The sequence below is a fragment of the Nocardia anaemiae NBRC 100462 genome (assembly GCF_001612725.1).
Taxonomy (GTDB): Bacteria; Actinomycetota; Actinomycetes; order Mycobacteriales; family Mycobacteriaceae; genus Nocardia; species Nocardia anaemiae.
Map to the genome: position 1 here is coordinate 205380 of NZ_BDAZ01000017.1, position 13331 is coordinate 218710.

The 13331-nt window shown below is 65.7% G+C and carries 11 protein-coding genes and 2 pseudogenes; 3 read left to right on the forward strand and 10 right to left on the reverse strand.

Annotation, left to right across the window (positions count from 1 at the left end):
- Window positions 1-37: 37 nt before the first annotated feature.
- Window positions 38-1198: a polyprenyl synthetase family protein gene (locus NA5_RS11865; RefSeq protein ID WP_063813310.1), complete on the reverse strand. Its 1161-nt coding sequence runs from the start codon at window positions 1196-1198 to the stop codon at window positions 38-40.
- Entirely contained in the window at window positions 1182-2594 is a 1413-nt protein-coding gene (locus NA5_RS11870; protein WP_062984953.1) for a family 2B encapsulin nanocompartment shell protein, read from the reverse strand. Before NA5_RS11870 ends, NA5_RS11865 begins: the two co-directional genes overlap by 17 nt.
- A gap of 396 nt (window positions 2595-2990) precedes the next feature.
- On the opposite strand from NA5_RS11870, the pseudogene NA5_RS11875 reads away from it, so the two are divergent.
- A pseudogene (locus NA5_RS11875) lies at window positions 2991-3366 on the forward strand (IS3 family transposase); the annotation flags it as partial.
- A 269-nt stretch (window positions 3367-3635) separates the two neighbouring features.
- Window positions 3636-3824, forward strand: a pseudogene (locus NA5_RS42155) (hypothetical protein); the annotation flags it as partial.
- Here the strand turns inward: NA5_RS42155 and NA5_RS11880 are convergent.
- The 6 genes from NA5_RS11880 to NA5_RS11905 form a co-directional block, all read right to left on the reverse strand.
- Window positions 3821-4786 carry an antibiotic biosynthesis monooxygenase gene (locus tag NA5_RS11880; protein WP_062984954.1) on the reverse strand — a complete coding sequence of 322 codons (966 nt, stop codon included), beginning with the start codon at window positions 4784-4786 and terminating at the stop codon, window positions 3821-3823. The pseudogene NA5_RS42155 and the gene NA5_RS11880 sit on opposite strands and share 4 nt — an antisense overlap.
- Before the next feature lie 10 nt (window positions 4787-4796).
- On the reverse strand, window positions 4797-7511 hold the full coding sequence (locus tag NA5_RS11885) for a molybdopterin-dependent oxidoreductase (RefSeq protein WP_062984955.1): 2715 nt from the start codon (window positions 7509-7511) through the stop codon (window positions 4797-4799).
- Window positions 7508-8335, reverse strand: a complete 828-nt coding sequence (locus NA5_RS11890; RefSeq protein ID WP_062984956.1) for an FAD binding domain-containing protein — start codon at window positions 8333-8335, stop codon at window positions 7508-7510. Before NA5_RS11890 ends, NA5_RS11885 begins: the two co-directional genes overlap by 4 nt.
- 297 nt (window positions 8336-8632) lie before the next feature.
- The gene (locus tag NA5_RS11895; protein WP_084484056.1) at window positions 8633-9919 is read right to left on the reverse strand and encodes an MFS transporter; all 1287 of its coding nucleotides are present in this window, start codon (window positions 9917-9919) and stop codon (window positions 8633-8635) included.
- The gene (locus NA5_RS11900) at window positions 9906-10451 is read right to left on the reverse strand and encodes a flavoprotein (protein WP_062984960.1); all 546 of its coding nucleotides are present in this window, start codon (window positions 10449-10451) and stop codon (window positions 9906-9908) included. Before NA5_RS11900 ends, NA5_RS11895 begins: the two co-directional genes overlap by 14 nt.
- Window positions 10452-10585: 134 nt before the next feature.
- A complete protein-coding gene (locus NA5_RS11905) occupies window positions 10586-11059 on the reverse strand; it encodes a cupin domain-containing protein (protein ID WP_062984962.1) in 474 nt (157 codons plus the stop codon).
- An 86-nt stretch (window positions 11060-11145) separates the two neighbouring features.
- Here NA5_RS11905 and NA5_RS42835 point away from each other — a divergent pair, with 86 nt between their 5' ends.
- Window positions 11146-11280: a hypothetical protein gene (locus tag NA5_RS42835; RefSeq protein ID WP_281201706.1), complete on the forward strand. Its 135-nt coding sequence runs from the start codon at window positions 11146-11148 to the stop codon at window positions 11278-11280.
- Window positions 11281-11293: 13 nt separating this feature from the next.
- Here NA5_RS42835 and NA5_RS11910 read toward each other — a convergent pair whose 3' ends face one another.
- Together NA5_RS11910 and NA5_RS11915 are read right to left on the reverse strand one after the other, a co-directional pair.
- Window positions 11294-12298: a lysophospholipid acyltransferase family protein gene (locus NA5_RS11910; protein ID WP_245672195.1), complete on the reverse strand. Its 1005-nt coding sequence runs from the start codon at window positions 12296-12298 to the stop codon at window positions 11294-11296.
- Between the two features lie 5 nt (window positions 12299-12303).
- Complete coding sequence (locus NA5_RS11915) at window positions 12304-13131, reverse strand: GNAT family N-acetyltransferase (protein ID WP_062984964.1); 828 nt, start codon at window positions 13129-13131, stop codon at window positions 12304-12306.
- Between the last annotated feature and the right edge of the window lie 200 nt (window positions 13132-13331).

The window sequence follows — 13331 nt, forward strand, 5'->3', positions numbered from 1 at the left end:
AGCGGATATCGGCCCGATCAACGAAACCCACGCCGAACTACAGAGCAGAGGTAGTCACCGTCGCGCGCCTGCTAACAGCTTGTCGTGCGGTGGCGGTGCCGAAACCGTTGGGGCGCACGGGGATCGCCCCAGTGATGTCGGTGATATCCAGTGCCGTCGTGTTGGGCCCAGTCGTGTTGGGCACAGTGCTGAGCCGTTGCGCGATGGACATTAGTTCCGCTGCGGCTTTCGGCTCCGGATTCGCCGCGCGTAGACACTTCAGGGCCGCATCGAGTTGGCGCTGCGCTTCCGCACGTGCCCAGGAGTGTCCCCCAGCCTGCTCGATGAGCTCGGCGCAGGTCCGCAGATCGGCATCGTCCAGCGGATCGGCGCGATGGTACAGCTGGGCCAACTGCCTGGCGGCGCTGTTGCCAGTGACCAGGGCGGCCACCACTGGCAGTGACTTCTTGCGGGTACGTAGGTCGGACAGTACGGGCTTGCCGGTGGTGGCCGGATCGCCCCAGATGCCAAGGAGATCGTCGACGAGTTGGAACGCGAGGCCGAGGTGTTCGCCGAACTGGTGTAGCTGCCGGACTCGTTGCGGCGTGGCTCCGGCCGCAATCGCGCCGAGCTCGCACGCGGCGGCGAACAATGAGCTGGTCTTGTCGCCTGCCATCTTGATGCACTCGTCGAGCCGCACGTCAGACCGGCCTTCGAACGCCATGTCGGCGACTTGGCCGTCAACGACCCGCAGCAGTGCCGCATTGAGTCGAGGCACCCCCTCGGTGGCCAGTGGCGGCCTGTCGGCGATGAGAGCCTCAGTAGCCAGCGTTACCAGGGCGTCACCGGCGAGGATGGCTGCGGGTATGCCGTAGACCGTCCACGCGGTGGGGCGGTGGCGCCGGGTGCGGTCGGAGTCTATGACGTCGTCATGCAGCAATGAGGAGTTGTGCGCCAGCTCGACCGCGATGGCCGCGTTGGTCGCGCATTCGGCGGTGCCGCCGACGGCCCGCGCCGCGAGCATCGCCAAAGTGGGCCGCACCGCCTTGCCCGCACCCTCTGCCTGGGGACGGCCTTGCTCGTCCCACCAGCCGAAGTGGTAGCCGATGACCTGGCGCGTCGCTGGGTTCATCTGGTCCACCGCTGCCTGTAGGCCGGGGGTGATCAGCTCACGGACGCGCGCGAAGGGGTCGGCGGCTGTCTTAGCTGCGGCGACCATTTGTGCTCCCGAGCTGAACGTTCTCCAGCACGCCCAGGGCGTCCGGCACCAGCACGGCCAGCGAGTAGTAGCAGGTGATCAGGTAGTTGACGACCGCCGTGTAGTCGATGCTCATGAACCGCACGCTCAGGCCGGGCTCGTACTCGTCGACCAGGCCGGTCTTGCGCAGACCGATGACGCCCTGGTCTGCTTCGCCGGTTCGCATCACCATGATCGAGGTAGTGCGCCGATCGCTGATCGGGATTTTCCAGCAGGGATAGATGGGTACTCCGCGCCACGCGGACAGCCGACCGCCGGGGACGTGGATGGTTTCGGGGGAAATTCCCTCCCGGGTGCACTCGTCGCGGAACGCGGCGATAGCCTCTGGGTGCGCCACGATGAATCCGGGGTTTTTCCACACGGTGTTGAGCAACTGATCCATGTCGTGCGGCGTGGGCGGGCCGCTTCGGGTGTAGATCCGCTGGCTGAAGTCCGCGTTGTGCAGCAGGCCGAATTCCTTGTTGTTGACCAGTTCGTATTCTTGACGCTCACGCACCGCTTCGATGGTAAGTCGCAGTTGCTGCTCGAGCTGGTCGATCGGTTCGTTGTAGAGGTCGGATACGCGGGTATGCACCCGAAGAATGGTCTGAGCGATGTTCAGTTCGTATTCGCGGGGTTGGAGTTCATAGTCGACGAAAGTGCCGGCGATGGGCACCTCTCCACGATGACCGGACATGACCGCCACGTCGGCCTCACCGTGGGGGTTCTGTGATTTGCCGGTAGTTGCTCGATAACGGTCCAGCTGGCCGCGCAACGTTTCGGACTGCTCGAGCAGTTCAGCGAAGGCCGACTTCGGCAGCGCCATGACGGTACAGGCCGTAGCGGCCTTGACCGAGTAATTCCAGGTGTCGTCGGGGCCGACCAGTGCCTCGGCACCGAAATAGTCGCCGTCGGCGATGATTTCCAGGATCGACTCCTCCCCGAACTCGCCCGAACTGAGTTTGGTGAGCCGTCCGTGTACGAGCAGATAGAGTTGGTCGGCTCGGGCCTCGGCCGTTACCAACACCTCTCCCGGTTCGTATTCGTGTTGCGTGAATCTGTCGGCCAAAGCCTGCAATACGTCGGTGTCGTCGTAGTTCCGCAGCCACGGGAGTTCGGTCAGCTCGGCCGGAATGACCTGAACCTCGTTGCCGGTGGCGAGGAAGTTCAGCCGCCCGTCGCCCAGCGTGTAGTTCAGCCGCCGGTTGACCCGGTACGCACCACCCCTGGCCTCCACCCAGGGCAACAGATCGAGCAGCCAGCGCGGGGTGATCCCCTGCATCTGCGGTACGGACTTGGTTGTCGACGACAGCTTGCGCGCGGCCGCTGTGCTCAGACTGAGCTGCCCGGCGCCATTGTCCCCGTTGAACTCTGGCACGAATCAACCACCATTCACAATAGACGGATATAGACAGGGCAGACGGTGTCACAATGACGTGATCTCAGCAAGATCGCCGGTGTGTTGCAGGCGATTCGAGCCGATCCCATTCGGTGTCGGTGAACCGCCCTGGGTTTGGTAGCAATGCCGTTAACTTTGGAGGTTTGCTCAGGTCAACGCCGTTGACTGGTGCTGATTCGGTCGGCATGTGAGATCGGCTGTGCAGCAGTTGGTTTCGGACTATGGTGCCGGTTCGCGGCGGAGTTGGAGGCGGCCGGTCGGCTGACTGATCGGATCGGTCTGGGTGTGCTGACGAGGGTTGTGGGTCCGGATCTGGTCGATGAGGTGCTGGTGGCGACCGGGCGGACCGAGAGGCGGCGGCGACTGTTGCCTAGCGATCTGGTCAGCCGGTCGTTCACGCGATCGCGGCCAAATCAGTTGTGGGTCACCGACATTACCGAGCATCACACCCCGGGAAGGCAAGGTGTACTGCGCGGTCGTGCTCGACATGTTCTCCCGCCGGGTCGTCGGCTGGTCGATCGACTCGACCCAGACCGCCGCGCTGGTGACCAACGCGCTGGGAATGGCCATCGCCAACCGTTCACCGCGGGCCGGGACGATCATTCATTCTGACCACGGGGTGCAATTCACGCCCTGGGCCTTCACCGACAGGGCCCGCCAGTCGGGGCTGGTCCCGTCGATGGGCTCGATCGGCGACTGCTACGACAACGCAGTCATCGAATCCTTTTGGGGCAGAATGCAAACCGAGCTACCGCCCCTATCGCCCTTGGCCAGGAATCTGGTTCTTCGTTCCAATGCGCCTCGAACTTCGGGTTGGTGAACAGCTCCGAAGCGACCCGAGGCGGCCCGCCCCGTTCAGGCGCCGCATTCAGCAACCATCGACCGTGCCCCGGGCCCTGGTGATCAGAACAGCGAGATTAGGCGGCCGGGGACGAGCTGAGCGTTTGATGTGACCGCCGAGCGACCACCCAACGTAACCGACGACGCTCCGGCCGGCATCATCGACTGCTGTGTTGCGCACCCGCGAATAGCGGTGTTCGGGTCGGAACCACGAGTACGACCTCCGGCGCGGATCTGCTCGTCAGCGGACCGGACGAGATCCGAAAGTTCGGACTGGACCGGGCCGACCCGCACGCCACCACCCTGACACCGACGCTGTTGAGCACAATTCCCGCACCGACGCGGCCCGCATCGCTGGGCGGGCGTTAGGGCAACGACCAGAGCTCGGTCGTCACCACGTAGAAGATGACAACCCACGTCAGCATGACGGCGATGACAATGGCAATGCCCCGCAGGTTCGTCTTCGACGCCGGTACATCCGCGGGCGGGCGCAGCCACCGCCGCAGCAACCGGTTCACGTAGTACGGCATCGTGACGTAGCTCATCGCGAAACTGGACAGCAGGTTGCCGATCAACAATCCCAGCCACAGCGGCATCCGCAACGGCGAAAGGGCGAGGGTGAGCAGCACGACGGTCGGGTAGAGGCCAACCCATACCGCGATCGCGGTCTTGGTATCCGACGGCGTCTCGTTGCCGTTCTCGTCGAAGGCGAACCAACTGCCGAACGAGTTGTCGATGGTGCGCAACTCGAAGTCGCTGAACTTCTCGCCCTCGGCGAGGAGCTCCTGACGCCGCTTGGAGGTGAGCCAGGTGGCCAGATTCGCGGCGGTGTCGAAACGATAGAGCGCGGTCCACTCGTCCTGCACACCCTCGATGGGGCGGAAGAGCTCGGTGCCGCGGAAGCCTTCGAATTTCGCCTCCTCCCGGCTCAGATCCGCTTGCCACGCAAGGAAATCCGCGACACTATCGGGAGCCACCCGATGGGTGACGACGACCGTCACGAGCGGATCCACGGGTCGCGTGCCGCCGCTGATGACCTGCTGGGTGGCGGGGCCGTCGAAGTACTGCTGCCCGCTGTCCAGGAATTCCTGACGGGTAGCGCTGTTTATCCAGTCCTGTAGATGACCGACCGAGTCGAATCGGTAGACCACGATCCATTCGGGCTGCACCTCGGTGGGGGCGGCGATCTCGGCGCCGACGAATCCCGGATAGCCCGACGCCGCGGCGTTCAGTTCCTGCTGCCAGGACTTGAAGGCTTTCTCGAAACCCGGGCGCACCTTTTGGCCGATGATGACCGTCGCCGAGCTATCGGTGAGTTTCCCGGCTTCCATCGCAATCTCCTCACGGGTTTCGAGCCGGAACCGGTGTGAGTCGCCGATAGATGCGCTCTGGTGTGAGCGGCAGCGCGCGGAATCTGATGCCCGTCGCGTCCTCGAGCGCATTGGCCAGCGCGGGCGCGACCGGGTTGATGCAGCACTCCGCAATGCCTTTCGAGTGCATCGCACCGACGGAATCCGCGGAGTCCACCGTCAGTACTTCGGTGCGGGGAATATCGGCGTAGGTCGGGATGCGGTAGTTGCGCAGGTTCGGGTTGACCATCGCGCCGTTCGAGTCCACGTGGAAGTTCTCGGTCAGCACGAAGCCGATGCCCTGTGCGACGCCGCCCTCGATCTGGCCACGCACCTGCGCCGGGTTGATGAGGACTCCGGCGTCGGTGGCGTGCACGCTGTAGAGGATGCGGATCTCGCCAGTCATCCGGTGCACCGCGATCCGAAAGCCGTGGGTGTTGAAGATGACACTGCGCGGCGAACCGAAAGCCTTACGCGCCTCGGTCAATCGGATGCCGCGGCGGTGCGCCACCTCGATCAGTTCCGACAGCGATACGTGGCTGTCAGCACAGACCACACCGTTGTCGTCCATCGCGCACGAAGCGATATCGACCCGCGCATATTCGGCCGCCAAGAACAGAATGCGATCGCGCAGCGCCTCTGCTGCTCGCAGCACCGCGTTCCCGGCGACGAAGAGACCCGCGCTGGCGAACGCGCCGGTGTCGAAACCCGTTCGGTCGGTGTCGGATTGGATAAGTCGCACCCGTGACGGTGTCGTGCCGAGCCGGTCGGCGGCGATCTGCACGTGGGCGGTCGAGGTGCCCTCGCCGAATTCGACGGTGCCGACGGCGAGTTCGTAGATGCCGTCGTCACCGAGGGTCAGCCAGGCCTCGGAGAAGTGATCGGTCGGTGGCGCGGTTTCGTGCAGCGAGCTGGCGGTGCCGGTGCCGACGAGCCACTCGTCGCCAGCTGGTGGCTCGGTGGTGTTGCGCCGTAGCGCGTCATCGACGAGATCGATGCATTGGACCAGGCCGTCCTCGCCGAATGTGACGTCGTCCGGGCCGTCGTCGAATGCGACTAGAGCATCACCGGGACGCACGATATTGCGTCGCCGCAGCTCGAGCGGATCCATATCGAGCGCGACCGCCAGCTCGTGCATGGCCGACTCCATCGCGAATGCGGGCTGGGTCATGCCGTAGCCGCGCAGCGCGCCGCTTGGCACGCTGTTCGTATAGACCGAATACGCGTCGAACTTCTTGTTGGGACAGCGGTAGGTCGCGACGGCCGTCCCACCGGCGAACAGCGTCTCGCCACCATGGTTGCCGTAGGCGCCGGTATTCGACACATTGCGGACCTGGATCGCGGTGAGCGTGCCGTCGGCCCGTGCGCCGAGCTTCACCGTCAGCGTCATCGGATGCCGCGGTGAGGCCGTCGTGAACTCCTCCGCACGCGTGAACTCCAAACAGACCGGCCGCCCGGTGTCCAATGTGGCCAGAGCGACCAAATCCTCGGTGATGACCTCCTGCTTACCGCCGAACGCGCCGCCGACCCGCTTGCAGAACACGCGCACCTGATCGGGACGCAGATCGAAGAGATAGCCGAGCTTGTTCTTGGCGATCGAGGGCGACTGCGAACTGGTGCGCACGTGCAGGCGACCGTCCTCGAGCCACGCGATCGATCCGTGCGTCTCGAGATGCGCATGCTGGACCCGCGGCGAGAAATACGTGCCCTCGTGGATCACATCGGCCTCGGCGAAGCCCGCCTCGACATCACCGACCTGACCGTGGATCTCGAGCAGGATGTTGTGTTCGGGATCGCGCACGAACGGGTCGTGTGAACCGTGCAACTGGGGAGCGCCGTCGGCCATCGCCGCTTCCGGATCGAAGACCGCGGGCAACACCTCGTACTCGACGACCGCCTTCCGGCAGCCCTCCTCCGCGGCACCGACAGTGTCGGCCAGCACCGCGACCACGCGTTGACCGACGAAGCGCACCACGTCGTCGAGGATGTAGGTATCGCTCGGATCGACGAGGTGATCGGTATGGATCGCGGTCGTGAAGCGCTTGCGCGGCACGTCTTCCCAGGTGTAGACGCGATGCACACCGGGAACCGCGAGCGCCGCGGACTTATCGATCGACACGATGCGGGCATGGGCGTGCGGTGAGTGCAGCACCTTCAGGTGCAACATGCCGTCGATCGCGGTGTCCATGGTGAATTCGGCGCGACCGGTCACCACCTCGGCGCCCGACGGAGTACCGACGCTCGTGCCGACGACTCGGCCCGGATGGGCCTCCTCGATCCCGGCGACACCGTGCACCGCGTCTTCGATCGCCCGGTAGCCGGTGCAGCGGCAGAGGTTGCCCTTCAGCGCGCGCGAGAGGTCTCGCCGCTGGGCGTCGGTGAGCGCCACCGCGGTCATGATCATGCCCGCGGTGCAGAAGCCACATTGGAAGCCGGGAGCGTCACGGAACTGCCGCTGCATCGGGTGCATATCCTCGGGCGAACCGAGGCCCTCGATGGTGGTGACCGCATGCCCCTCGGCACGGAATGCGGGCGTGATGCAGCTGTGCACGGGATCGCCGTCCAGCCATACTGTGCAGGCGCCGCAATCGCCCGCGTCACAACCCTTCTTGACTCCGTGACAGCCAAGCGAGCGCAGGAAGGTGCGCAGGCATTGTCCAGGATTCGGCTCGGCGTCGAAGCTCTTTCCGTTCACGGTGTAGGTCACGGCCGACCGCCTTCGGTGAGCTCGACGCGGATCTCCTCGGCGAAGTACCCGGCCAGGTGTCGACGATGGTCGGGCGTGCCGTTCGGATCGCTGAACCACAGGTCTTCGGGGATGGCGTCGATGCGCTCACGCAGCGTGTCGGCATCGGGCATGCTGTCGAATGCCAAGCGGACCGGGCGGGTGGTGCCCGCGGTGATGGTCAGCAGCAGGTCCGCGGTTCCCGGCGACTGGGTAGCGATCAGGAACACTGTCGAGCGGCCCAGGCGCGTCAGGGTGAAGCGCCGGTGCGTGCACCGTTTGCGAAGTGCGGCGACCGGGATATCGATGCGGCGCAGGATCTCGCCGGGGCCCAGGATATTGCGGTGATCGCCGATGACGAAGTCGGCTGCGTCGATGGTGCGTTCGGATCCGTCGGCGGCCCACACGGTGTAGGCGGCTTCCAGCGCGACCGTCAGCGTGATCATCGGCCCCGCGGGCAGCGACATGCAGATATTGCCGCCGACCGTCGCCGCATTCCAGACCTTGAACGAGGACAGGAACGCCTCACAGCACGTGCCGAACAGTGTCGCTGCGGGCCAATCACCAGGCGGCGCAAAGGCATTCAGCTCGCGGATGGTGCACGTCGCGCCGATCTCCAGTCCGGCGGCGCTCGGCATCAGACTGTCCCAGCCGAGTGCGGTGATATCGATAAGACGGCGCAGCTGCGGCTGTTCGGTCGAGAACAACCACGTTCCCCCGGCCAGCCACGCGTCGCCGTCGCGCCAGAGCACGCCCGGTCGCTCGGAAGGACGCCGAACGATATCGGTGATCGTATTGAGATCCATAGCGCCGCTCCCTCTGGGAAGGTGCCGCCGATCGCCGCCGAGTTCGCTCACGCGATGAATCCGCCTTTGTTTGCGGCATCGCCGATCACGTACTCGCCTTGGAGTCAACGTACCCGACCCGACTACGCCCCGGCCAGCAATCCCACAGCGACCGTGCGCGACGCCGGACCGACTCGTGCGCGAGCTGTCGCCCCTTGCTTCCCGCTCGCGGCCAGCTGCAGGTTTCCCATGCGCCACCGGAGTGTTCGAGGTGGCGGCGACCATTCATCGCGCTCATCCCGCCGCGTTATCCGCAACTCAGCTGCGATGCTCGACCCGGCTTCCCTCGCCCAACATTCCCCCGACCCGCACGTCGGCATCGGCGGACAGCGCGGTTTGGATGCCACCGGATACCCGCCGAACAGCGGGAACAGCAACAGTCGCGAGACTGGCGGCGACCGCGACAAGGGTGAGCAGGACCATTCCCCCGTGTAGCCCTGTGTAGACCACTAGTTGGCCGGTGGCGAGATAGGCGACGGGGGTGAGCAGCGTCGAGCCGAAATCATCGATGGATCTGACGCGGGAAAGCACCGCGAGCGATATTCGCTCCGGTAAAAGCGTGCGCCAGTACACCATTGCCATCGATACTGCGACTCCCGACAACGCGCTGTACGCGCCGATGATCGGCAAACCGAGCCCGCTGACCAGCAGTGCTGGACGCAGCGCCGCAACGGCCAGCAGCGCCGCGCAGACCGCGGCCGGGCGGGCTACGGATACGCGCAGTGCGACCGCGCTTCCGAGTACGGCACCCCCGGCGAACGTCGCCATGATCGTCGCCCAGCCGTCCGGACCGCCGAATTCCAGCTGCGCGACCTGCGGCCCGAGCACGAGTACGGCGGGCACGGCCACCGCGCTGAATATGGTGAAATTCGCGATCGAGGCCCACAGCCAGGTTCGGGACGCCACTTCGTGCCAGCCGGTTCGCAGGGCGATCAGCGGAGGTTCGGGTGTCCTCCGCTCGGTCGCGGCAGGTCGGTGCACCCCGAACAGCACAATCGCGCTGATCAGGAAGGTGACGGCATCGACGGCCACGGCCGCACCGAGTCCGGCCGCCGCGATGAGCACCGCACCCAGTGCTGGACCAGCAATACGAAGCAGGCTGCTGGACATGGCGACCAACGCATTCGCGGCGCGCAATGACTCGACGGGAACCAGTTGCGCGACGATGCCACCCAATGCCGGTGTGAACAGTGCCTGCGCAGCGCCATAGATCGCCTGCAACGCCATGATCTGCCACAGCTGAGCCGCTCCGAATACGAGCAATACGGCCAGTACGGCCTGACTGGCCGCGCGGGTAAGGTCCGCCGCGATCATCAGCTCCCGACGCGGAAACCGGTCCGCGAGCACCCCGCCGAGCAGGAGCAGTCCGGTCAGCGGCAGAAAGCGGGCGGCGAGGACGCCACCGAGCGCCGCGGGTGATCCGCCGATCTGCAACACCACGAAAGTGATCGCGAGCACGGCAGGGGCATCGCCCGCCATCGATACCGTCTGACCGACGAAGAGCAATCGGAAATCGCGCTGCCGCAATATATTACGCGCGCTCATCGAACCACTCGCGGACGATGACGGCCGCTTTGTCCGGCGGAACCATCGACACGCCGTCGCCGCGCGCTCCGCGCCACATCTCGTACACGACACGGGATTCCGGGTCCACCACCGTCTCACCCGCCGCCCGCAGGCTCGCCACATGCCGCTGGATCACCGGCTTGTCCCACATGACCTTGTTCATATGCGGGAACCACAGGCAGGGTTGCGGCGCGGCGAGCAGTGTGGTCGTCGCGGGCGTCGACGCGAGTCCGAGCGCCGCCGTGGCGACCAGGTGCGCGGTGGCCGGAAGCACCACGATGCCGTTCGAGGTCAGCGCGAGTTCGACCGGATTGAGGGTCGGACTGTCGGAGGTGATGACTTCGTCGGCCAACCAGCCGACCACCTCCCGTGGCACGAATCGCTCAGCGCTGCGGGTGAGCAGCACGACGATCTCGCCGGGCTGGGTCTTGCGAAGTTCGGTCAGATAGAGCGGCAGGACCAGGGCTGCGCTGGAGCCTGCGGCGATCACCACGAGCGCGCCATGGCGCATGACTGATCTCCTATGGATGGAAGCGGGGATCGCCCGCACACGCGGGCGATCCCCTCGGGTTCAGCAGGTCGGGCCGTCGTCGACTCCTGTCTCGATCATGGGATTACCTCCTTTCACTTGTGCGAGTCGGGTTTTCAGAACCGGCAGTTGCCGGGGTCCGTTTCGCTGACGCCGGATGGTCGACCGGCGGGCGTGATGAGGACGACATCGAGGGTCAGCGGTTTATCGGTCTCGTTGCGCACGGTGTGCACGTGGTGCGGGTGCTCGACCCAGCCCTGCCCGACGCCGAATGTGGTCGGCGCGCACTGCCGATCATCGGCCTCGTAGCGAGTTGCGGCGCCATCGGCGACATTGACGAGTACGTCACCGGGATGCGAATGCCAGCCGACACTGCCGCCGGGTGCCACGGTGAGCACGGAGAACTGGACATCGACCGGGCCGTCCGGAGTGATATGGATCGGCTCGGTGACAGTCGCCTTGCTGAGCTGCTCGCCGGTCACTCCGATATTCGGTGTGGCCACGGCGGGCCGTATCGCAGCCGTCGACAAGAGGGCGAGACCGGTTGCCGCACCGATGAATCCGACGCACCGACGGATGCTGCTGGACATGGATATCCTCCCCGTGAAGTCGAGTTCGCCGCTCCGCTCCGGCTCCTCCCAACCGATCGGTGCGGTTGCGAACAAGCCTGCGGGTGATGCCTTTCACCGGCATCTCATGTGCGTTTCACGGGGTGTCCGCGCTGCTCACCACACCGAAAACTCTTGCGGTGGAGCGATTTGGCGGCGAAAAGGCGGAGGCCGACCGGGCGATCGCCCGGTCGGCCTCGTGACGGTGCCCTTCGATCAGTCCGTCGACACTGCGACCTGGTGTCCGGAACCCCTGCGCCGGAACGGTCGCAACCGCCGCGACGGCCGTTGCGGCTGCACCTCGGTCGACTCCGGATCCCGCACCCTGGTGGCCGTCGCCTCGATCCAATCCGATGCCTCGATGGCCCCGTGGCGCGACAGATCGGTGCCGCGCACCGCTTGTTCGCACCGGCGAGCCAGATCACGGCGGTCGAGTCCGGGATACTCGATCGGCTCGAGCACCACCTCGGCGACCATGCCGCGCGAACGCAGGACCCGCTTCGCCGAGGTGCCGAAGCTGTCGTCACCGACGAATCCGGGAATGGTCGATTGCGTGCCGTGCGCATCCAGATACCGCAGACGCACCGGCTGCACAGAGGTTCCGGTGTCCACCGCCGCCTGGAAGAGCGCGGGCCGCATGGTGCCGTAGGCGCGGCCACACCAGGTAGTGCCCTCGGGGAACACCGCGACCCGGTCCCCCGCCGCCAGCCGTTCACCGAGCCGCGCCACCACACTCGGCAGTTCACGCAGCCGTTCGCGCTCGATCGGAATTACCCGCATGAGTTTGGCCAGTCCACCGAGCAGCGGCCAATCGACCATATCGGCGCGGGCCACGAAGCCCAATGGCTGCACCGCGGCCAGGACGACCACATCGGTCCAGCCGATATGTCCGGCCACGATCAGCAGCCCGTCACCCGAATCGCCGAAGCGCGCATCGGCCGAATCCCCCGCACCGGCGCGGTTGTCGACAATGCGCAACCGAATCCCGAGACAGCTCAACACAGTCCGCGCGTATCGGCGCCGCAGCTGTTCGCGCCGTCCGCGCGGCGTAACGACATTGACAACGGGAAAGCTGACCAACAGCCCGACCACACCGAATAGTCGGCCGATCACCCGCGCGGTGCCGATCTCGTCGACCGGATCGATACAGCCGGGCCCACATGGGCTAGACGGCATCCAGGCGTGTGCGGTGCGCTCTGCGGGAGGCGCGTCGAACACCATCCGAATCACCGTCCCCCGTCGAGTGCATTGGCCGCGTCTTGTAATCGGTTGAGGTAGCGGGTGTTTATCGTGTCCAGGCCGAGCAGTGCGACGAAATCGGCGACCGCGAAGTCCGGATCGTGCGCGGGTTCACCGCAGATCTCCGCGCCGAGGCGCAGGTATCCGCGCAGCAGCGGGGGCAGCTTCGGGCGCGCGGGCGGTGTCATCTCGTCCAGCGTCAGCCCGTCGACGACCACCGGGCGGTAGGGATGCACCCGCCGCTCGGGATCGGATCCATGACGGCCGAGCAACATATCCCGCACGCCACGCACATTCACACCGGCCGGATCGGCAGGGGTGTCCTGCATGGGCACCGAGACACAGCCCATCACCCACTCGTATCCGGTGAGCTGGATGTAGTGCAGGATGCCCGCCCACATGAGGGTCAGCACCGAGCCGTTGCGGTGGTCGGGCACCACACACGCACGACCCATTTCCACGATCCGGTTGCCCGCCGGATCCAGTTGGGCCAGATCGAATTCGGTGGCCGTGTAGTAACCGCCCGCGGCAGTCACCTTGTCCGGCGGCAGCATTCGGTAGCAGCCGACGAATTCCTCGGTCCGGTCGTCGCGGACCAGCAGATGATCGCAGTGCTCGTCGAAACGGTCCGCGTCGAGACCCGTTCCGTTGTCGGGGATGTGGAAGCCGGGCTCACTGGCGAACACGCCGTAGCGCAGGCGCTGCGCGGCCAGCCGATGCGCCGAATCGGAAGAGACGACCAGCGAATACCGAGACCGTTCCGCCCCGGAGTCCGTCGGTCGAGCCGGGGCTGTCAGCACGGACGAAATAGTCATATCCGTGATGAAGCCAGTCCGAAACTGCGCCGGAGCAACCTCGAAGTGTCGCCTCGATGCCGGTTCGGTGAACGAGGCGATGAGCTCGTCCGCCTCCCCGAGTCTTCAGGCCAGATTCAGGCGCGTGTAACCGTGACGTTGGCGGCTGACGGTAGAGCGGCGGCTGAGTTAGCCCGTACCCGGTGAGTTACCCATGTACA